This window comes from Bacillus rugosus (assembly GCF_023238245.1).
Lineage (GTDB): Bacteria > Bacillota > Bacilli > Bacillales > Bacillaceae > Bacillus > Bacillus rugosus.
The window spans coordinates 3674160-3695245 of record NZ_CP096590.1 but is presented as its reverse complement, the minus strand read 5'-3'; the positions used below and the strand labels follow the sequence as shown (position 1 = coordinate 3695245).

The 21086-nt window shown below is 45.1% G+C and carries 24 protein-coding genes; 23 read left to right on the top strand and 1 reads right to left on the bottom strand.

The genetic code is table 11. The annotated features are described in order from the left end of the window. Window positions 1–72 precede the first annotated feature (72 nt). Genes atpG through M0696_RS18710 form a run of 3 tightly spaced genes read left to right on the top strand, consistent with a single transcriptional unit; the run spans window position 73 to window position 2805 of the window. On the top strand, window positions 73–936 hold the full coding sequence (gene atpG, locus M0696_RS18720; RefSeq protein WP_248602272.1) for an ATP synthase F1 subunit gamma: 864 nt from the start codon (window positions 73–75) through the stop codon (window positions 934–936). A gap of 25 nt (window positions 937–961) precedes the next feature. Then, on the top strand, window positions 962–2383 hold the full coding sequence (gene atpD, locus M0696_RS18715) for a F0F1 ATP synthase subunit beta (protein WP_166847273.1): 1422 nt from the start codon (window positions 962–964) through the stop codon (window positions 2381–2383). 23 nt (window positions 2384–2406) lie between these two features. Next, a complete protein-coding gene (locus M0696_RS18710; protein ID WP_003221882.1) occupies window positions 2407–2805 on the top strand; it encodes a F0F1 ATP synthase subunit epsilon in 399 nt (132 codons plus the stop codon). A gap of 34 nt (window positions 2806–2839) precedes the next feature. On the opposite strand, the gene M0696_RS18705 is transcribed toward M0696_RS18710, so the two are convergent. Further along, on the bottom strand, window positions 2840–3313 hold the full coding sequence (locus M0696_RS18705) for a hypothetical protein (protein ID WP_222142201.1): 474 nt from the start codon (window positions 3311–3313) through the stop codon (window positions 2840–2842). Window positions 3314–3490: 177 nt separating this feature from the next. Between M0696_RS18705 and M0696_RS18700 the strand changes: the two genes are divergently transcribed. From M0696_RS18700 to ureC, 20 genes are all read left to right on the top strand, one after another. Next, window positions 3491–3721, top strand: a complete 231-nt coding sequence (locus M0696_RS18700) for a DUF1146 family protein (protein ID WP_166847279.1) — start codon at window positions 3491–3493, stop codon at window positions 3719–3721. Between the two features lie 134 nt (window positions 3722–3855). Beyond that, window positions 3856–4596, top strand: coding sequence for a YwmB family TATA-box binding protein (locus M0696_RS18695; protein ID WP_166847282.1), 741 nt, complete (start codon window positions 3856–3858; stop codon window positions 4594–4596). A 33-nt stretch (window positions 4597–4629) separates the two neighbouring features. Further along, a complete protein-coding gene (gene murA, locus M0696_RS18690; RefSeq protein WP_248602271.1) occupies window positions 4630–5940 on the top strand; it encodes a UDP-N-acetylglucosamine 1-carboxyvinyltransferase in 1311 nt (436 codons plus the stop codon). A gap of 196 nt (window positions 5941–6136) precedes the next feature. Further along, a complete protein-coding gene (gene spoIID, locus M0696_RS18685; RefSeq protein ID WP_248602270.1) occupies window positions 6137–7168 on the top strand; it encodes a stage II sporulation protein D in 1032 nt (343 codons plus the stop codon). A 387-nt stretch (window positions 7169–7555) separates the two neighbouring features. Next, on the top strand, window positions 7556–8239 hold the full coding sequence (locus M0696_RS18680) for a vWA domain-containing protein (RefSeq protein WP_060399704.1): 684 nt from the start codon (window positions 7556–7558) through the stop codon (window positions 8237–8239). Between the two features lie 322 nt (window positions 8240–8561). Beyond that, complete coding sequence (locus M0696_RS18675) at window positions 8562–9233, top strand: vWA domain-containing protein (RefSeq protein ID WP_166847287.1); 672 nt, start codon at window positions 8562–8564, stop codon at window positions 9231–9233. 95 nt (window positions 9234–9328) lie between these two features. Continuing rightward, window positions 9329–9490, top strand: coding sequence for a hypothetical protein (locus tag M0696_RS18670; RefSeq protein WP_019259723.1), 162 nt, complete (start codon window positions 9329–9331; stop codon window positions 9488–9490). A 100-nt stretch (window positions 9491–9590) separates the two neighbouring features. After that, a complete protein-coding gene (gene fdhD, locus M0696_RS18665) occupies window positions 9591–10379 on the top strand; it encodes a formate dehydrogenase accessory sulfurtransferase FdhD (protein ID WP_248602269.1) in 789 nt (262 codons plus the stop codon). 15 nt (window positions 10380–10394) lie between these two features. Next, window positions 10395–11420, top strand: a complete 1026-nt coding sequence (gene moaA, locus M0696_RS18660) for a GTP 3',8-cyclase MoaA (protein WP_248602268.1) — start codon at window positions 10395–10397, stop codon at window positions 11418–11420. Window positions 11421–11616: 196 nt separating this feature from the next. Beyond that, window positions 11617–12750, top strand: a complete 1134-nt coding sequence (rapB, locus tag M0696_RS18655) for a response regulator aspartate phosphatase RapB (RefSeq protein WP_222142198.1) — start codon at window positions 11617–11619, stop codon at window positions 12748–12750. 162 nt (window positions 12751–12912) lie between these two features. Next, window positions 12913–13392, top strand: a complete 480-nt coding sequence (locus M0696_RS18650; protein WP_166847298.1) for a hypothetical protein — start codon at window positions 12913–12915, stop codon at window positions 13390–13392. A 72-nt stretch (window positions 13393–13464) separates the two neighbouring features. Next, the gene (gene csbD, locus M0696_RS18645) at window positions 13465–13653 is read left to right on the top strand and encodes a stress response protein CsbD (protein WP_166847301.1); all 189 of its coding nucleotides are present in this window, start codon (window positions 13465–13467) and stop codon (window positions 13651–13653) included. A gap of 215 nt (window positions 13654–13868) precedes the next feature. Continuing rightward, window positions 13869–15125 (top strand): urea ABC transporter substrate-binding protein, encoded by a 1257-nt coding sequence (urtA, locus tag M0696_RS18640; RefSeq protein WP_166847304.1) that lies wholly within the window; start codon window positions 13869–13871, stop codon window positions 15123–15125. Between the two features lie 32 nt (window positions 15126–15157). Beyond that, entirely contained in the window at window positions 15158–16060 is a 903-nt protein-coding gene (gene urtB, locus M0696_RS18635; RefSeq protein WP_166847307.1) for an urea ABC transporter permease subunit UrtB, read from the top strand. Between the two features lie 11 nt (window positions 16061–16071). Next, window positions 16072–17142, top strand: coding sequence for an urea ABC transporter permease subunit UrtC (gene urtC, locus M0696_RS18630; RefSeq protein WP_166847310.1), 1071 nt, complete (start codon window positions 16072–16074; stop codon window positions 17140–17142). After that, window positions 17117–17866, top strand: a complete 750-nt coding sequence (urtD, locus tag M0696_RS18625) for an urea ABC transporter ATP-binding protein UrtD (protein ID WP_166847313.1) — start codon at window positions 17117–17119, stop codon at window positions 17864–17866. The genes urtC and urtD overlap by 26 nt, the downstream gene beginning before the upstream one ends. Then, window positions 17863–18564 (top strand): urea ABC transporter ATP-binding subunit UrtE, encoded by a 702-nt coding sequence (gene urtE / locus M0696_RS18620; protein WP_248602267.1) that lies wholly within the window; start codon window positions 17863–17865, stop codon window positions 18562–18564. Before urtD ends, urtE begins: the two co-directional genes overlap by 4 nt. 99 nt (window positions 18565–18663) lie before the next feature. After that, window positions 18664–18981, top strand: coding sequence for an urease subunit gamma (ureA, locus tag M0696_RS18615; RefSeq protein WP_003227724.1), 318 nt, complete (start codon window positions 18664–18666; stop codon window positions 18979–18981). After that, a complete protein-coding gene (gene ureB / locus M0696_RS18610) occupies window positions 18978–19352 on the top strand; it encodes an urease subunit beta (protein ID WP_248602266.1) in 375 nt (124 codons plus the stop codon). Before ureA ends, ureB begins: the two co-directional genes overlap by 4 nt. Further along, on the top strand, window positions 19349–21058 hold the full coding sequence (gene ureC / locus M0696_RS18605) for an urease subunit alpha (RefSeq protein WP_222142195.1): 1710 nt from the start codon (window positions 19349–19351) through the stop codon (window positions 21056–21058). Before ureB ends, ureC begins: the two co-directional genes overlap by 4 nt. Window positions 21059–21086: the final 28 nt, after the last annotated feature.

Sequence of the window (21086 nt, the reverse complement as noted above, 5' to 3'; positions counted from 1 at the left end):
AATGCTGATGAGAGAAAAAGGTTCTCTTTTTCTCTCTTTTTACGCAGATGAAGAGAAAAGGTGGTGAAATCTTTGGCCTCATTACGCGATATTAAGTCAAGGATCACGTCAACGAAAAAAACGAGCCAGATTACAAAAGCCATGCAGATGGTATCTGCGGCTAAGCTGAATCGTGCTGAAAACAATGCAAAATCATTTGTGCCATATATGGATAAGATCCAAGAGGTTGTGTCAAATGTCGGGAGAGTTTCCGGCAACGTGAAGCATCCGATGCTTCTCAGCAGAGAAGTGAAAAAGACAGCATATCTTGTCATTACGTCTGACCGCGGTCTTGCCGGCGCTTTTAACAGTTCGGTTTTACGAAGTGCTTATCAGGCCATGCAAGAACGTCATCAATCTAAGGATGAGTATGCGGTGATCGTCATCGGAAGAGTAGGCCGTGATTTCTTTAAGAAACGTGAGATTCCGATCATTTCTGAGTTAACAGGACTTGGAGATGAAGTAACGTTTACAGAAATTAAGGATATTGCCCGACAAACGATCCAAATGTTTATAGATGGTGCGTTTGATGAATTGCACCTTGTTTATAACCATTTTGTCAGCGCCATTTCTCAAGAAGTAACGGAGAAAAAACTTCTGCCGTTATCTGATTTGGGCAGCGGCGGCGGAAAGAGAACGGCGTCTTATGAATTTGAACCGTCTGAAGAGGAGGTTCTGGAGGTTTTGCTTCCTCAATATGCAGAAAGCTTAATCTTCGGTGCGCTTCTTGACAGTAAAGCAAGTGAGCACGCTGCAAGAATGACGGCGATGAAAAACGCGACAGACAACGCGAAGGAACTTATCGATTCCCTTTCGCTTTCTTACAACCGCGCTCGCCAAGCAGCCATCACACAAGAAATTACGGAAATTGTCGGCGGAGCAGCCGCTTTAGAATAGAAAGATTTTGTCAGGAGGGATAGCGATGAAGAAAGGACGCGTTAGCCAGGTATTAGGACCAGTCGTCGACGTGCGTTTTGAAGATGGTCACTTGCCTGAAATTTATAATGCGATTAAAATTTCACAGCCAGCTGCAAGTGAAAACGAAGTAGGTATTGATTTAACGCTTGAGGTCGCTCTTCATTTAGGTGATGATACAGTCCGTACAATCGCAATGGCATCTACGGATGGTGTTCAGCGCGGAATGGAAGCTGTAGATACAGGAGCGCCAATCTCAGTACCGGTTGGTGATGTAACGCTAGGCCGTGTATTTAACGTACTCGGAGAAAATATTGATTTAAATGAGCCAGTTCCTGCGGATGCGAAAAAGGATCCGATCCACAGACAGGCGCCTTCATTTGATCAGCTTTCAACTGAAGTTGAAATTCTAGAAACAGGTATTAAAGTTGTTGACTTGCTTGCTCCATACATCAAGGGCGGTAAGATCGGGTTGTTTGGTGGCGCCGGTGTAGGTAAAACTGTATTAATCCAGGAATTAATCAACAACATCGCGCAAGAGCACGGCGGTATCTCTGTATTCGCCGGTGTAGGGGAGCGTACTCGTGAAGGGAACGACCTTTTCTACGAAATGAGCGACTCTGGCGTAATCAACAAAACAGCCATGGTATTCGGACAAATGAACGAGCCGCCGGGCGCACGTATGCGTGTTGCTTTGACAGGTCTTACAATGGCTGAGCACTTCCGTGATGAACAAGGACAGGACGTACTGTTCTTCATCGATAACATTTTCCGTTTCACACAAGCGGGTTCAGAGGTTTCTGCCCTTCTTGGCCGTATGCCTTCAGCGGTTGGTTATCAGCCGACGCTTGCGACTGAAATGGGTCAGCTCCAAGAGCGTATCACATCTACTAACGTTGGATCAGTTACATCTATCCAGGCGATCTACGTGCCTGCCGATGACTACACTGACCCGGCACCGGCAACAACATTCGCTCACTTGGATGCGACAACAAACCTTGAGCGTAAGTTAACTGAGATGGGTATCTACCCTGCGGTTGATCCGTTGGCTTCTACATCTCGAGCTCTTGCTCCTGAAATTGTCGGAGAAGAGCACTATGCGGTTGCACGTGAAGTACAGTCAACGCTTCAGCGTTACAAAGAGCTTCAAGATATCATTGCGATTCTCGGTATGGATGAATTGAGTGAAGAAGACAAGCTTGTTGTTCAACGCGCACGCCGTATTCAGTTCTTCCTTTCTCAAAACTTCCACGTGGCTGAACAGTTCACTGGACAAAAAGGTTCTTACGTGCCTGTAAAAGAAACGGTTCAAGGTTTCAAAGAAATCTTAGCCGGCAAATACGACCATCTTCCTGAAGATGCGTTCCGTCTTGTAGGCCGTATCGAAGAAGTTGTTGAGAAAGCAAAAGAAATGGGTGTAGAAGTTTAATCTGGTCCTAGGAGGGTAAAAGCATGAAGACCGTTAAAGTCAATATCGTTACTCCCGACGGCCCAGTATACGATGCGGATATCGAAATGGTGAGCGTGAGAGCCGAAAGCGGCGATCTCGGTATTTTGCCAGGGCATATTCCAACCGTGGCTCCTCTTAAAATCGGTGCTGTCCGTCTGAAAAAAGACGGACAGACTGAATTGGTTGCTGTCAGCGGCGGATTTGTAGAAGTCCGTCCTGATCAGGTTACCATCCTTGCCCAGGCTGCTGAGACAGCGGAAGGCATCGATAAAGAGCGCGCTGCAGCTGCACGTCAGCGGGCGCAGGAGCGTTTGAATTCTCAATCAGATGATACTGACATTCGTCGGGCTGAGCTTGCGTTACAGCGGGCTTTGAACAGATTGGATGTAGCAGGGAAATAAGAAAAAATCCTTCTCTTGATGAGAAGGATTTTTTTTATGAACGCACAAGAGAATCAAACAGCGACAAAAGCGGCTGACTCTCTTTTTTCCGCAAGTATAAACGATCACAGCAATTCATTGTATGCCATGATTTGAGATGTCTTCTAAAGCCCATTGTATAAGCGCCGTCTGTGTATGGGTAAGGCTTTACGATCCATTCAGCATCTTCATGATGAGCAATCACGCAATCTATAAGATAAACACTGATCATTTTCTCGAATTCTTCAATAGGAAGATTCCAATCAGCAAGCAAAAGCTCTTGTAAACTTTGAAAATAAAGGTTTTCAAGCTCTTCAAGGCTTTCTCTCGTATAGGTAAGAGAAATGTTATAAAACTGACACAATTCATTCAGTTCTTCAATCTGTGACTGTCTATAATCATAATAGAATGCAATTGCTTCCCATTCCTGATCAAAAATTGGCAGATCCTCACCGTATTGCTTTTCAGGCTGAAAAAAAGAATGATTCACATTTGCCAGCTCCTTTCCACTAAAGTATACCATGTAAAAGAATCGCACTTTAAGCGGGGATTAACCCTAGATTTGGCTGATTATTCCGTTCTGTATAAAATGTATCATCTTTATCCGTGCTTCCTATATAATAAGAAAGGGTATAAACGCGGAGAAAGGATGAAAGGAGTGGAATAGATGAGTGTACTGGGACAGCAGGCTGCAATCGGCATTGTCGTTCATCTGATTTTTATAGCGGTGACTTGGTGGGCGCTGCAAGCCGTCAATATAGATCCGTTAATCAAAAAAGGCAAAGTTGTGCAGGCAAGACTCCTGATGATTTTACTGACCATTGCTATTGGAACGGCCGTTTCGAATTTCTTTTTAGATTACCTCAATTATTCTCAGCAGCTTCCCTATCTATTTTAATAGGTTTTGAACATGATCATTACGGGAATGGTTTGGGAAGCGGGTTGAAGCGTTTTACGCGAGTTTTGACGAAGATTTTTACGTATGGCGCCTCTTGCCTCCGGTAAAACTGGGGATAAGGGGGAGAGATAAACATGAAGAAAAAACAAGTAAGCCACGCCATTATCATATCCGTCATGTTAAGCTTCGTCATTGCTGTTTTCCATACCATTCATGCGACTGAATTAACGCCGTTAGCACAAATTGCAGAGGGGATGGAACGCCAAGATGTGTCAATAGATAAGTGGACATTGCATGCCAAACAAAACATGTCGCTAACCGAAAAAGAATTTTATCAAAAAGTGCAACGTTTAAAATCAGAGTATCGTCAATATGATTGGGCGATTGCACAGGAAGATAAAATCGTAAAGGCAGTTGGCACGTATACTGACAAAAAAAATCACACTTCTTTTAGACTGCAGCTTGTCACAACCCTCAAAAAACACAACCCAACTTCGTATTTACTATATGAGCAAATGAGTCTTAAGACACCGGATAGCTGGAATGATACATATCAACAGTTTGAACGGGAGACACTCGGGATATTCCAAGAAAAAGTAGTTATTTTTACTTGTCTAAATGGTCATTTAGATGATAATATGAATATTGTTTTGCAAAAAAAAGCAAATCAGTTATTAAACGAATTTCAAGCAAGATCTGTTGAACATGTAGTTGAGCCAAATTTCGTTTCTATTTCTGCGTTTACAGATGAGTGGAAAGAGTACATCATGACCTCGAAACATAAAATGAATTTGCAAATTGCACTTAGAAGTGCAGGAATGGGCGGAAAACATACCGTTACGGTTGGCACACCAATCGTTACGACTGAATATTAATATAGAGAATTTAGGGACGCGGAGGGGAATACCTTGGAAAAAATCATCGTCCGCGGCGGTCAAAAGTTAAACGGCACAGTCAAAGTTGAAGGCGCTAAAAATGCCGTTTTACCTGTTATCGCTGCATCTTTATTAGCAAGTGAAGAAAAAAGCGTAATTTGTGATGTACCTACGCTCTCCGATGTATATACAATTAACGAAGTGTTGCGTCATTTAGGAGCAGATGTGCATTTTGAGAATAATGAAGTGACTGTAAATGCTTCATACGCTTTGCAAACTGAAGCACCTTTTGAATATGTACGTAAAATGCGTGCGTCCGTGCTTGTCATGGGGCCGCTTCTTGCGCGTACAGGTCATGCAAGAGTTGCGCTTCCAGGCGGATGCGCAATTGGTTCCAGACCGATCGATCAGCATTTAAAAGGTTTTGAAGCAATGGGCGCAGAAATCAAAGTCGGCAATGGCTTCATCGAAGCTGAAGTAAAAGGCCGTCTACAAGGCGCAAAAATCTATCTGGACTTCCCAAGTGTAGGAGCTACAGAGAACCTGATTATGGCAGCCGCTCTAGCTGAAGGAACAACAACGCTGGAGAACGTGGCGAAAGAACCTGAAATCGTTGATTTAGCAAACTATATCAACGGCATGGGCGGAAAAATCCGCGGAGCGGGCACCGGCACCATCAAAATTGAAGGAGTCGAAAAGCTTCACGGCGTAAAACATCATATTATTCCTGACCGGATTGAAGCGGGCACATTTATGGTTGCAGCTGCAATCACTGAAGGAAACGTATTAGTTAAAGGAGCGGTTCCTGAACACCTCACTTCTTTAATTGCCAAAATGGAAGAGATGGGTGTAACGATTAAGGATGAAGGTGAAGGCCTGCGTGTCATTGGCCCGAAAGAACTCAAACCGATCGACATTAAAACAATGCCTCACCCGGGCTTCCCGACTGATATGCAGTCACAAATGATGGCGCTTCTGCTTCGTGCAAGCGGCACAAGCATGATTACAGAAACTGTTTTTGAAAACCGTTTTATGCATGCGGAAGAATTCCGCCGTATGAATGGCGATATCAAGATTGAAGGACGTTCTGTCATCATTAATGGCCCTGTACAGCTTCAGGGAGCTGAAGTTGCAGCGACTGACTTGCGTGCAGGTGCAGCGCTGATTCTTGCGGGGTTAGTGGCTGAAGGTCATACACGTGTTACTGAACTGAAGCACTTAGACCGCGGTTACGTTGATTTCCATAAGAAGCTTGCAGTTATTGGCGCAGACATCGAACGTGTAAATGATGAGTCTGCTTCTGAGCAAGAGAACAAAGAAGTTGTTTCTGACTTAAACGCATAAACTTACCTAAAAAATCAGTATGTCACTCTGGCATACTGGTTTTTTATTTTTCGTGTATTATCATCATTATGCGCAAAATAGCAAAAAAGAATACGTAAATGACAAATAAAGTTTCTGTCCAAAACGAGAGTCATATTAGCTTGTCCCTGCCCATAGACTAGACTAGAGTCGAATCCCGAGCAGGAGGCAGCTGAATATGAAACAATTCGTAATTACACTATCCGTACTATGTGCATTGATTATCTTGATTCCCACACTCTTGGTCATACCGTTCCAGCATAATAAAGAAGCGGGGGCCAGCGTAGAATCAGGAAAGACAGCAGTCAGCACGAAACCAGCATCCAAAGGAGCGGAAACGTTGAAAGCATCACCTGTTTCTATTCCCGTCTATCGAACCGCAAATCAATCCGTAGAAGACATTCCGCTAGAAGAGTATGTCATTGGAGTGGTCGCCTCCGAAATGCCGGCAACCTTTGAATCTGAAGCGCTGAAAGCCCAGGCTCTCGCCGCCAGAACGTTTATTGTCAGACTGATGGTCTCAAATTCAGCAGTAGAGGCTCCTAAAGGCTCGCTGGTGGATGATACACAGATGTTCCAGGTGTATAAAAGCAAAGCGGAGCTCAAAAAACAGTGGGGCGCAAGCTATGAGCGAGATTTAAAGAAAATCACAGATGCGGTAACCAGCACGCAAGGCAAAATCCTAACGTACAACAACCAGCCAATTGAAGCCTCTTTTTTCTCCACAAGCAACGGCTACACAGAAAACGCAGAAGCCTATTGGACAAGTGCCATCCCATATTTAAAAAGCGTCAAAAGCTCATGGGATAAAAAGTCTCCGAAATATAAGGCAACGAAAACCTTTACAGCCTCAGAATTTGAGCAAAAGCTTGGCGTCAAGCTGGATGGGTCTGGCACTGTCGGGAAAATTACCGGAGAGACACCGGGCCATCAGGTCGCAACAGCCGTTATTAACGGCAAGACGCTCAAAGGCAGGGACATACGTGAAAAGCTTGGCCTCAATTCAGCCGATTTTGAATGGGAGCGAAACGGAGATACGATTACAGTCACGACGAAAGGATTTGGCCATGGTGTCGGGATGAGCCAATATGGTGCGAATTTTATGGCGAAAGAAGGTAAAACGGTTAATCAAATTGTGAAGTACTATTACCAAGGCACACAAATTTCAAACGCAGATTCGTTTTTGAATAAATATATGGCGAAGAAGTAAAAAAAGACGCTCACTGAGCGTCTTTTTGAGTTCCTGAATGTCTTTTATCTAAGGGCGGTTAAAACTGTTTAGAGAAGCTCCTGACAGTCTTTAGAGCGACAAGGCCCTTTTTCCTGATTTATGGCTTTGAGATTGTGGTAAAGTAATCCACATGTATCGACAGACTTCGACAGACTCATATAACGAAAGCCGAAAGGCCGACAATCTTCTTTTTTCATAATAATGTTAGGCGGAAATCACTAATAAAAACAAAGATTTCTATGCAAAAGTAAACAACAGCAATGGGGAAGCCCGCCCTATTTATTTCTCTGTTTTTGTCGATTACGATTAGTTATGTTCAGCGTTGAACATCTGCACGCAGAAACAAATTTGTAAAGGGGTACGAACATGAAGAAAAGATTTTCACTGATCATGATGACAGGCTTGCTATTTGGATTAACTTCACCTGCTTTTGCGGCTGAAAAGAAAGAATCGGAAGCTGAAGCTCCGGCAAACGTGGCAGTCTTGCTTGATGCCAGCGGAAGTATGGCGAAAAGAATAGACGGTGTATCTAAATTTAATTCAGCTAAAAAAGAAATTTCTAAGTTTGCTAGCTCACTGCCGGAAGGAACTCAGGTGAAAATGAGTGTGTTTGGTTCAGAAGGAAACAATAAAAATTCCGGAAAGGTTCAATCTTGTGAATCCATCCGCAACGTATACGGTTTCCAAAGCTTTAACGAGCAAAGCTTTCTCAATTCTCTCAATGCAATTGGGCCGACTGGCTGGACGCCAATTGCCAAAGCGCTGAACGAGGCGAAATCTTCTTTTGACCAGCTTGATACTAAAGGGGAAAAAGTGGTGTATCTGTTAACAGACGGTGAGGAAACGTGCGGAGGAAATCCAATTAAAACAGCAAAAGAACTGCACAAAGACAATATCACTGTTAATGTGATCGGTTTTGATTATAAAGAGGGATACAAAGGCCAGCTGAACGCAATTGCGAAAGTTGGCGGCGGTGAATACTTTCCTGCTTATACTCAAAAAGATGTTGAGAAAATCTTCACTCAGCAATCATTGATGTTATCTAAATAAGAAAAAAGAGGCTGATAGTGATCAGCCTCTTTTTTGTATGTAACATAAAGTTCAAAAGTAATCAGGTGCCAGCCTGTAGCATAGTAGCAGATTTCCGTTTTTCTGTGAAGATCAAGGCGAAAAAAGAATGAATGATGTCACACTCTGTATATGCTTTCTGGGCGAAAAAGGCTAAATATCATCGGTATTTCAAGCGATTTTGAACAGAAAGCAAAAGCGGCACAAAAGGCAGCTTGCCCTATATCTTTTTGCATTATCATATTCTAGCATAAAGAAGAATCCAACTATAGTTGGAAAATATGATAAAGAAAGGAAGATAAACATGAAAAAATTGCTGGCTGCCGGTATCATTGGATTGCTGACTGTCTCCTTAGCCTCCCCGTCTTTTGCCGCTGAGAAACATGACACAAATGTAGCTGTGTTGTTTGATGGAAGCGGAAGTATGATTCAAAAAACAGGGGGAGAGCGCAAAATAGACATTGCCAAAAAATCAGTAAAGTCTTTTGCCGAGCTGCTTCCGAAGGATACAAATCTCATGCTTCGCGTTTTCGGACATGCTGGAAACAACAAATTGTCCGGCAAAGCTCTTTCATGCAGCACGACGGAAACCATTTACGGCCTTCATCCATATGAAGGATCGCTGTTTGACAATTCATTGAGTCAGATCAAGCCGACTGGCTGGACACCGATTGCCAAAGCACTTTCAGATACAAGAAAAGAATTTGAAGCATTTGACGCTGACGGGAAAAACGTGGTGTATTTAATCACTGACGGTGAAGAAACATGCGGCGGAGACCCTGCAGCGGAAATTGAAAAGCTTCGTGAATCGAATGTGGATACCATTGTAAACATCATTGGCTTCAACTTTGATATCAAAGGTAATGAAGAGATGAAACAAGCGGCTGTTGCTGGAGGCGGAGAATATATTTCAGCGAACAGTGCGGATGAGTTCGAACAGGCTTGGGAAAAAGAAGCACAAAAGTTTGCTGAGTAAAAAAACCAACCAGTTAGGCGCTCCCCCAGGCGCCTTTTTTAATTGGTTTAAAAACAGTTGGGGCGGGAATGATATCCTTAAAAGGGGTTGAACATATGAGATTATTAGGAATGATTTTTCTTATTGCCGCCGTGGCATTCATATTGCTCGGTGTTTTTCTAAAACTGGCAGCCTTCTTTTTTGTCAGCATGCTCACATTGATCGCAGCTATCGTGCTGTTTACGATCCTGAAAAAGAATCAGCATAATCAAACATAGAGCCCTTTTATAAGGGCTCTTTTTTATGTCTCAGAATTCGACAAAATCCGAGGAGTGTGAAAAAATATAAAGGCAGGAACATTGCGGAGGGGAAGAGACATTGAACGATAAAGTAACTGCGGTCAGGGATGTATGGCGCTATGAACAAGGGGAAATAAGCAAAATAAAAGACCGGATGGTGACGGAATACCCTTTGACAGTAATACTTAACGGAAGTGAATTTGTGACGCTCGTTTGTACGCCGGAGCATATCAAAGAGCTTGTCATCGGATTTCTCGCATCAGAGGGTGTTATACGATTTCAAATAGAGATTAAAAGGTTTACAATAGATGAAAGTCTCGGTTTTGTTTATGTCGACCTCGTTCATCCTGAGACATTGGATCAAAAGGATTATACGAAACGGGTGATCGGCTCATGCTGTGGAAAGGGCCGCCATTTTTATTTTCAGCAGGATGTTAAAACCGCCAAAACGGCTGTCAGCCAAATCAAGATATCGCCTGAAGCGTGTCTGGCGCTTATGAGAGACATGCAACAAGGGAGCGGAACGTTTCAGGACACGGGAGGCGTTCATAATGCGGCGCTTTGCGACACAGAGAAGCTGCTGTTGATGCGCACAGATATTGGCCGGCATAATGCACTTGATAAATTATACGGACACTGCCTTCTAAACGGGATGTCCGTCCGCGACAAACTGATTGTGTTCAGCGGCAGAATCTCATCAGAAGTCCTGTTGAAAGCGGCAAAAATCGGCGTGTCGATAGTCATTTCCAAATCGGCCCCGACGGAGCTTGCGATTCAAATGGCGGAAGAATTAAATATCACAGCGATCGGGTTTGTCAGAAACGGATCATTTAATGTATATACACACCCTGAGAGAATCGGGGGATAGGAAGGGGCTGTAGCTATGATTACAGAATCGCGTCAGATGTTGGATAAGAGGAACAGGCCGCTGAGAGACCTTCGCATTTCTGTTACAGACCGCTGCAACTTCCGATGCACGTACTGTATGCCCGCCGAATTATTCGGCCCGGATTATCCTTTTTTAAAGAAAGAGGAGCTGCTTTCGTTTGAGGAGCTGGAACGGCTTGCGACGCTGTTTGTCACAAGGTTCGGCGTTGAAAAAATCCGCTTAACCGGCGGAGAGCCTCTCATGAGAAAGGATATGCCGGAATTAATCAAAAAACTCGCCCGCATTCCGGGTGTCCGTGATATTGCGATGACGACAAACGGATCACTGCTGCCTGTTTATGCGGAGAGGCTCAAGGAAGCCGGGCTGAAACGGGTCACGATCAGCCTTGATTCCCTAGAGGATGAGCGTTTTAAAAAGATAAACGGACGCGGGGTTTCTGTCAGCAAGGTGCTGGAAGGCATTGAAGCGGCGAAGCAAGCGGGGCTCGGTGTTAAAATCAACATGGTTGTCCAAAAGGGTGTCAATGAAAAAGATATACTGCCTATGGCCCGTTATTTTAAAGAAAAAGGGCATATCCTGAGATTTATCGAATTTATGGACGTGGGCAACACTAATCAATGGGAAAAAAAGGACGTCATGACAAAGGCGGAAATCATTGGTTTGATCAATGAACACATGCCGGTTGAACCGTTAGCGCCGAATTATAAAGGTGAAGTGGCTTCCAGGTACCGCTACTTGGACGGATCTGGAGAAATCGGCGTTATATCATCTGTATCTGATGCGTTCTGCGGATCGTGCAACAGGGCTCGTCTCTCTGCGAGAGGGGAGCTGTTCACCTGCTTATTCGCTTCTAGCGGATTTGATCTCAGAGGGCCGGTTCGCCAGGAATTAAGCGATGACGAACTGTCAGAGATGATCGGCACCGTATGGAAAAATCGGATCGATCAGTATTCGGTCGATCGTACGCTATCAAAAGCATCAGGCAAAAAGAAAGTAGAAATGTCTTATATCGGCGGTTAATATGTAATAAAAAGCTTATCGGCACTGTCCGGTAGGCTTTTTTTTGATGAAAAGCATATGTGCAAAAAATACATACAAAAACCGAAATATATAAGGATAGGCATAAAGAAGGAATCATTGTGAGAAAATTTTAATTCCAAAGCCATACATTATGATAAAATATAACCAATTAGAAAATAGAAAGGGTTGGAGGGGCATGGCCGCGTACGAGATCCCGTCATCTCAAGTAGGAGTGAAAATCAATAAGTGGTATAAGCACATTTTAGCATTTCAAGTGGCTGATGCCGTTAAGCTGAAAGAAGAGATTGATCAAGACATAGAACAGATGGAAGAGGATCAGCTGCTTCTCCTGTATTATCAGCTGATCAGTTATCGGCACCAAATTATGCTGGATTATGTAAAGCCCGACCTGCACGAGGAATCTCAGCTTCAATATCGTGAATTGATCAAAACGCTGGAAAGCAATCAGGACAGCATCTCGGGATTATCTGAGTATTATTTTCACTTGTTCAGAGGAATGTACGAATTTGAACAGAACAATTACATCTCGGCTATATCCTTTTATCGGAAAGCTGAGAAGATGCTCGCGTTTGTAGAAGATGAAATTGAAAGAGCGGAATTTCACTTTAAAGTGGCGGAAGTCTTTTATATTATGAAGCAGACGCACTTTTCCATGAACCACGCCGTACAGGCGCTTGAGACATACAAGGCTAACGACTTTTACAGAGTCAGAAGAATTCAATGCCATTTCGTCATATCAGGAAACTACATTGACTACAGACATTATGAAAAAGCGCTTGAACATTTGGATGACGCGTATCGTCTGGCTTTATTGGAAGGACAGCCCCGTTTGACTGGATCAGCCCTTTATAACATCGGGAATTGCTATGATGACAAAGGAGAGCTGGATAAAGCCGCGGAATACTTTGAAAAAGCGCTTCCTGTCTTTGAAGAGCATCAGCTGGAACAGCTCCCAAAAGCGCTCTTTAGCCTGACTCGCGTTCTTTTCAAAAAGCAAGATGTCCAAGCTGCGATGCGATACTATGAAAAAGGAATTGCCATCGCCCAAAAACGAAACGACTACTTCAGTCTGGCAAAATACAAATTTCTGCAGGGCCTATATGTGGAATCTGTTAATTTGGATATGATTCAAGAAGTATTTGACTATATGGAAGAAAAAGCCCTTTACGTATATATTGAAGAATTCGCTTTGGATGCTGCCTCCTATTTCAGTCATCGCGAACACTACAAAGAAGCGGTGTATTTTTATGAAAAAGCGGTCAATATGAGAGAGATGATCCAAAGAAGCGACTGTTTATATCAAGTGTAAGACGAAACCATCTGCTGCCGGATGGTTTTTTATATACAAAAAAAGGTGAGCACTAGAACGTTTATTTTCGGACAGAACAGGAAAAATCGCTATATATGCTTTTGATCAAATTCTAAATAGCCGGGTTCAGACGGGTCAATGACAGGCGTGAGGGGGAATTCGATGTTCGGTTTCAATGATATGGTGAAGTTTCTATGGTCTTTCCTCATTGTTCTGCCGCTTGTACAGATCATACATGTTTCAGGGCACAGCTTCATGGCACTTATTTTTGGCGGAAAAGGATCGTTGGATATTGGGATGGGCAAAACGCTGTTCAAAATTGGGCCGATACGGATTAGAGCGATCTATTTCATAGATTCTTTTTGCAGGTTTGGTGAGCTGAAAACCGACAATCGGTTCTCACATGCACTCGTGTATGCCGGGGGCAGCCTGTTTAACCTGATAACGATTTTTACGGTCAATTTGCTGATTATACACAGTGTATTAAAACCGAATGTGTTTTTCTATCAGTTTGTCTATTTTTCTACGTATTATGTGTTTTTCGCCCTTCTGCCGGTTCGATATTCAGAGAAAAAGTCATCAGATGGGCTGGCGATTTACAAGGTGCTCCGCTACGGGGAGCGCTACGAAATCGATAAATAACATTCAAATGTTTACCGTCTCACAGAAAGGGAAGGTAACAAGTACACACATAAATGAAGGGAGAGAATCAACATGGGTAACGATGGTGTAAAAGATAAAATGAAAGGCGGCTTAAATAAAGCCAAAGGAGAAGCAAAGGATAAAGTCGGAGATATGACCGATAAAGCGGACATGCAGGCTGAAGGCAAAAAAGACAAGGCAAAAGGCGAGATCCAAAAGGATATCGGGAAAGCAAAGGATACATTCACAAATAAAGATTAATCATACAGAAAAGGCAGGAAACGATATGGTTCTTGCCTTTTTTTGTGCGCTATTTTGGATGTGATTAAATATAACAAAAAAAGTAATCGATTTGGTTAAGGTATCTAAATTTTTGAAATATTCTTTGAATTTATGACCCTCTTCTATATAATAATGACATGAGTTGTTAACTTTTATAACATCATATGGTTAAATCAGGGAAATGGAGGTTCTGAATGAAAAACAAAGGGGTTGTAATACAGGCTATTTTTCTGTTGTTTCTGATCATGGTGTTGATGACGGGATGTGCTGCGCCGAAGAAAGTGTCAGAAGCCAGCGGGAGTGCGAAAAAAACAGTTGATATCGACACAAGCGGGGATTCAGTGAAGGTCGGGATTCTTCACTCACTAAGCGGGACAATGGCCATCAGCGAAGTGTCCGTCCATGATGCAGAGTTAATGGCGATTCAAGAAATCAACCAAAAAGGCGGAGTTCTCGGCAAAAAGCTTGAACCCGTCGTGGAAGACGGCGCTTCAGACTGGCCTACATATGCCGAAAAAATGAGAAAACTGCTTCAGCAAGACAAAGCGGCTGCTGTTTTTGGCGGATGGACATCTGCAAGCCGCAAAGCCATGCTTCCGGTTGTGGAGCAAAACAACGGGCTGCTGTTTTATCCGGTGCAGTACGAAGGAATGGAGTCATCACCTCATATTTTTTATACCGGAGCAACGACGAATCAGCAAATTGTGCCGGCTGTCGATTGGCTGCTGAAGAATAAAGGGAAAATCTTCTTTCTGATCGGATCAGATTATGTGTTCCCGAGAACAGCCAACAAAATCATTAACGCGCAAGTGAAGGCGGCCGGGGGAGAAATTGCCGGTGAAGAGTATACGCCGCTCGGGCACACGAATTACAGTACACTCGTCAGCAAAATCAAAGAAAAACAGCCCGATGTCATTTTTAATACGTTAAACGGTGACAGCAATGTGGCGTTTTTCAAACAGCTGAAAGACGCGGGGATATCGGCTGATGATATGCCTGTCATGTCGGCAAGTGTCGCTGAGGAAGAAATTCGGGGGATCGGCCCTGATGTGCTAAAAGGACATTATGCGGTGTGGAATTACTTCCAGACAACCAATACGAACGAAAATCAAACATTCGTGAAGAACTATAAAAAAATGAACGGCGATAGCCGGGTGACGAGCGATCCGATTGAAGCTGGCTATAATGCGGTCTATCTCTGGGCGGCAGCTGTTGAAAAAGCCAAGTCCTTTGATGTCGATAAGGTGAAGAAAGCAGCTGACGGGATTGCATTTAAAGCCCCGGGCGGCACAGTGAAAATCGACGGAGGTACACAGCATCTTTACAAAACGGTCAGAATTGGGCAAATCACGGGGAGTGGACAGTTTAAAGAAGTATGGAACTCAGGTGATCCGGTAAAACCTGATCCGTATTTAAAAACGTACGACTGGGCAAAGGGGTTATCTAAATAAATCAAAGCCGTTTGGGGGGGAGGAGGCGGAGCATGTCTGTCGTCGTAACTCAATTATTTAACGGGATCAGTCTCGGTTCTATTTTGATTCTTATTGCGATTGGATTGGCCGTTACATTCGGTTTGATGAACATTATTAATATGGCGCACGGTGAGCTGATTATGGCAGGAGCCTACACGACATATGTCGTTCAGCAGCTGTTTTTAAGCTATTTGCCGGCTTCTCTGTTTTCTTACTATTTTTTAATCGCTATTATCATGGCATTTGTGGTTGCTGCGCTTATTGGGATTGTTATTGAAACGGTGATTGTCAGGCGATTATATGACCGTCCGCTCGACAGCCTTTTGGCGACGTGGGGAGTTAGCTTGATACTGCAGCAGGCAGCCAGATCGATTTTTGGCGCGCCGAATGTGGCCGTCAAGTCTCCTGAGTGGCTGACGGGAGGAGTAACGCTGTTTTCCGTTACCTTTCCGTATAAAAGGCTGTTTATTTTGGCACTCGTTCTTTTTACGCTGGCGCTGCTCGGATTGTATTTGTTTAAAACCTCTGCGGGGCGGCGAATGCAGGCTGTTACGCTGAACCGGAGCATGGCATCGTGTCTCGGCGTATCTGTGAGAAAAACAGATACATTGGCTTTCGCGCTCGGAAGCGGACTGGCCGGTATTGCGGGGAGCTCACTCACATTGCTTGGTTCGATCGGGCCTACTCTCGGTTCGTCATACCTTGTCGATGCCTTCATGATCGTCATATTAGGCGGAATCGGAAAATTAAAAGGCACCATTATCGGCGCGGTGACGGTCGGTTTGCTGAGCACATTCGTTGAGTATTCCACAAGCGCTACGATTGCTAAGGTAGTCGTGTTTGCATTTATTATTCTCTTTCTGCAATGGCGGCCTTCAGGTCTTGCGAGTGTCAGAACGAGATTACTTGATTAGGAGGGAACCGGATGAAGCGGTTTTCACAATTCAGTCCGTATCTTGTGATGCTTGCCCTTTTTATCTCCGCTCCGTTCTTTCTGCAGGAGTTTCGATTGGGGCTGTTGGCGAAGTTTTTATGCTTCGCGATTGTAGCGGTCGGCATTTGCCTGATTTGGGGATATACAGGCATTTTGAGTTTGGGGCATGGCGTCTATTTCGGATTGGGCGCTTACTGCATGGCCATGTACTTAAAAATAGAAGCCTCACCGTCAGGCATTCCTGATTTTATGGAGTGGACCGGCGTCAGTGAACTGCCGTGGATCTGGGCAATATTCAGGTATCCTTTTAGTGCGATTGCCGCAGCTGTTATTGTACCTGTTTTTTTGGCCTTTTTACTCGGTTACTTTACCTTTCGCAACAACATAAAGGGTGTTTATTTTTCGTTGATCTCTCAGGCTGTTGTGGTGGTTGTGGTCACATTGTTCATCGGCAGCCAGGAAATCACCGGCGGCACGAATGGCCTCACGAATTTCTATACCATTTTTCAATATGCTCTGGCCGATCCTGCAATGAAGCAGATTTTGTATTTTACGACTGTCTTTTTCCTCGGTGTTTCTGTCGTGTTGGCTTTGTTTCTGACGAGAAGCCGTTTTGGGCGGCTACTGCAGGCGGTGCGTGACGGAGAAAACAGGGTTCGTTTTTTCGGGTATCATTCCACTGTTTTTAAAGTGTTTATTTACTGTGTATCCGCTGCGATGGCGGGGATTGCCGGGATGCTGTTTGTGCTTCAGGATGGGATGATCTCGCCGGAAATGATGGGCATCATCCCTTCGGTGGAAATGGTGCTGTGGGTCGCGATCGGCGGCAGGCACTCCATTTTCGGGGCGGTGCTTGGCGCGCTGTTAACCAACGGCATGAAAAGCTATTTGAGTGAATATTACCCTGACATTTGGCTGTACTTCCTCGGCGCGCTGTTTATCATCGTTGTGCTCTATATGCCAAAAGGGATTGTCGGGCTGTTCGAGAAGGTGAGAACCCAGCTTTCTTCCTCAAAAAAGAAAGGAGCGGCTGCTTATGAAACCGATACTTACCTGCCGTGATGTGAAGGTTGAGTTTGATGGGTTTTGGGCTTTGCAGGGTGCTGATATCAATGTGCAGGAACGCGATATCCATTTTTTAATTGGGCCGAACGGCGCCGGAAAAACGACTTTGCTGGACATCATTTGCGGAAAAACGAAGCCGCATTCGGGTGAAGTGCTGTTTCAGGAAACAAATGAATTGACAAAGGCCCGGGAATATCAGATCGCCAAACTGGGGGTCGCCAGAAAGTTTCAGGCCCCAAGTGTTTTTACGCAGCTGACTGTGTTTGAAAATCTTGAGCTTGCCATGAAACAGAAAAAAACGATCCGTTCATTGCTGACAGCTCGTATGACAAAAGAGCAAAGTGACAGGATCATAGACATCCTGCGGCTGATTGGGTTAGATGACAAACAGGCCCTAACAGCAGGCAGCCTGTCACACGGACAGAAGCAATGGCTTGAAATCGGGATGCAGCTAGCCATGGAGCCAAAGCTTTTGCTGCTGGATGAGCCGATTGCCGGCATGACGGGGAAGGAGCGGGAAAAAACCGGAGCCCTGCTTGAAGAAATTGCAAAATCGTGCTCTGTTCTGATTGTCGAGCACGATATGGATTTTGTGCGCTCGTTTTCCAGGAAAGTCACGGTCATGCATGAAGGCAAAGTGCTCTGTGAAGGGTCGATGGATGACATCACGAGCAATGAAGAGGTGGAAGCGGTGTATTTAGGAAGGAGCGGTGTGTCATGATTGCCGTCAGGAATGTAACGTCCGGTTACAATCAATCGATGGTTTTGCACAGCCTCAGCATGGAGGTTCGCTCGGGGCAGATTGTCGCTGTATTAGGCCGAAACGGAGTCGGCAAATCCACCTTGTTGAAAACAATCACAGGCCTGCTCCCGGCAAAACAGGGAGATATTTGTTTTAATCAAACGTTTGTTCAAAACGAAAAGGCGGAAACACGGGCAAGAACGGGAATTGCGTACGTTCCGCAGGGAAGAGACATCTTTTCCTCCTTAACCGTTCGTGACAACCTGCTGCTTGGGGAAGAGCCGCTTCCGAAGAAGGAACGAACGGGGCAGATCAAGGAAGAGATTCTTCAGTGGTTTCCCGTTTTGCAAGAGATGCTTGACCGCAAAGGCGGCGATTTAAGCGGAGGCCAGCAGCAGCAGCTTGCAATTGCCAGAGCGCTGATGGGAAATCCAAAAATTATTTTACTTGATGAACCAATGGAAGGAATTCAGCCGTTAATTATCGAACTAATCAGACAAGTTATCGTAGAAATTTCCAGAAAAAAAGACATTTCCGTTGTTTTAGTCGAGCACAGTCTAGAAAACGCGTTAACATGTGCTGACTACCTTTATGTGATCGACAGGGGAACGGTTGTCGACCATGGAAAGGCCGATGAAGAAACGGCACGCCGCTTTGAAAGGCATCTTACCGTATGACCCGGTACTTGAAGAAAGGGAGGTGATGTCCCGCCTGCATGTTCCGCAAATTCGCAGTAACCGCATCCGCTTTATACGACAAAAGAAGGAGGACTACAGATGAAACTGACACCGGTTGAACAAGAGAAATTGCTCATTTTTGCAGCGGGGGAATTAGCCAAACAGCGAAAGGCGCGGGGCGTTCTGCTCAACTACCCTGAGGCTGCCGCTTATATCACCTGCTTTATCATGGAAGGCGCACGTGACGGAAAGGGAGTAGCAGAGCTGATGGAAGCCGGCCGCCATGTGTTAACAGAAAAAGATGTGATGGAGGGTGTTCCTGAGATGCTAGACAGCATTCAGGTGGAGGCCACATTTCCTGATGGAGTGAAGCTTGTTACGGTACATCAGCCAATTTCTGCGGAGGTGAAGTCATGAAGCCGGGAGCATTCCAAATTGCTGAGGGAACGATTACGATTAATGAAGGCCGTGAGACACGGGAGGTAGCGGTAAAAAACACCGGATCACGCTCCATTCAAGTCGGCTCGCATTTTCATTTTGCGGAAGCCAACGGGGCATTATCATTTGACCGTGAGCAGGCGATCGGCATGCGCCTTGATGTTCCATCAGGCACGTCGGTACGTTTTGAGCCAGCCGAGCAGAAAACAGTCACGCTTGTGGAAATCGGCGGACGAAAGACAATTAGAGGCCTGAACGGAATGGCCGACACGTTTATCGATGAACGCGGCAAAGAAAAAACGTTAGCCAACTTAAAACAAGCCGGCTGGATGGAGGGTGTAATCCGATGAAAATGTCACGGGAGGAATATGCGGAGCTGTTTGGCCCGACAACGGGCGATAAAATCAGATTGGGCGATACGAATTTATGGATCGAAGTCGAAAAGGATTTCACTGTATATGGTGAAGAAATGATCTTTGGCGGCGGAAAAACGATCCGCGACGGCATGGGCCAAAACGGCAGAATTACAGCCAAAGACGGCGCTTTGGATTTGGTCATCACAAACGTCGTCCTATTGGATTACACAGGCATTGTCAAAGCGGATGTCGGTGTGAAAGACGGCCGGATTGTTGGCGTCGGAAAAAGCGGAAACCCTGATATCATGGACGGAGTCGATCCGCATATGGTCATCGGCGCGGGTACAGAGGTGATTTCCGGTGAAGGCAAAATTTTAACAGCCGGAGGAGTGGACACTCACATTCATTTTATTTGTCCTCAGCAGATGGAAGTTGCGCTTTCTTCAGGTGTGACGACCCTTTTGGGAGGCGGAACAGGACCTGCTACAGGAAGCAAAGCGACAACATGTACGTCCGGCGCGTGGTATATGGCAAGGATGCTGGAAGCGGCCGAGGAGTTTCCGATTAATGTCGGCTTCTTAGGAAAAGGGAATGCATCCGATAAAGCGCCGCTGATTGAACAGGTGGAAGCAGGCGCCATCGGCCTTAAGCTTCATGAAGACTGGGGCACGACGCCAAGCGCCATCAAAACGTGTATGGAAGTTGTGGATGAGGCGGATATTCAAGTCGCCATCCATACCGATACGATTAACGAAGCGGGCTTTTTGGAAAACACGCTCGATGCGATCGGGGACCGGGTCATTCATACCTATCACATTGAAGGAGCAGGCGGCGGCCACGCCCCGGATATTATGAAGCTCGCCTCTTACGCAAACATTCTGCCGTCATCCACAACGCCAACCATTCCTTATACCGTTAATACGATGGATGAGCATCTTGACATGATGATGGTCTGCCACCATTTAGATGCGAAAGTGCCTGAAGATGTGGCGTTCAGCCATTCCAGAATCAGGGCAGCCACCATTGCGGCAGAGGACATTCTCCATGATATCGGTGCGATCAGCATGACATCATCGGATTCCCAAGCGATGGGGCGTGTTGGTGAAGTGATCATCCGAACATGGCAGGTAGCCGATAAAATGAAAAAGCAGCGCGGCACTCTTGCCGGAGAAAACGGAAACGACAATGTGCGTGCAAAACGCTACGTTGCCAAATATACAATTAATCCTGCGATTACTCACGGGCTCAGCCATGAAGTCGGATCGGTGGAAAAAGGAAAGCTCGCAGATCTCGTTTTGTGGGACCCGGTATTCTTCGGCGTAAAACCGGAACTGGTCTTAAAGGGCGGCATGATTGCACGTGCGCAAATGGGGGATCCGAACGCGTCCATCCCGACTCCTGAACCGGTGTTTATGCGCCAAATGTATGCGTCTTACGGAAAAGCCAATCGCTCAACATCCATTACATTTATGTCTCAGGCAAGCATTGAGCGGGGTGTGGCGGAAAGTTTAGGGTTGGAAAAAAGAATTTCTCCTGTCAAAAATATCAGAAAGCTGAGCAAGCTGGATATGAAATTGAACTCAGCTTTGCCGAAGATCGAGGTTGATCCAAAAACTTATCAAGTCTTCGCTGACGGAGAGGAATTGTCTTGCCAGCCTGTCGATTATGTTCCACTTGGACAAAGATATTTCTTATTCTGACAAGACGCGGCCGGAGTATATCCGGCCG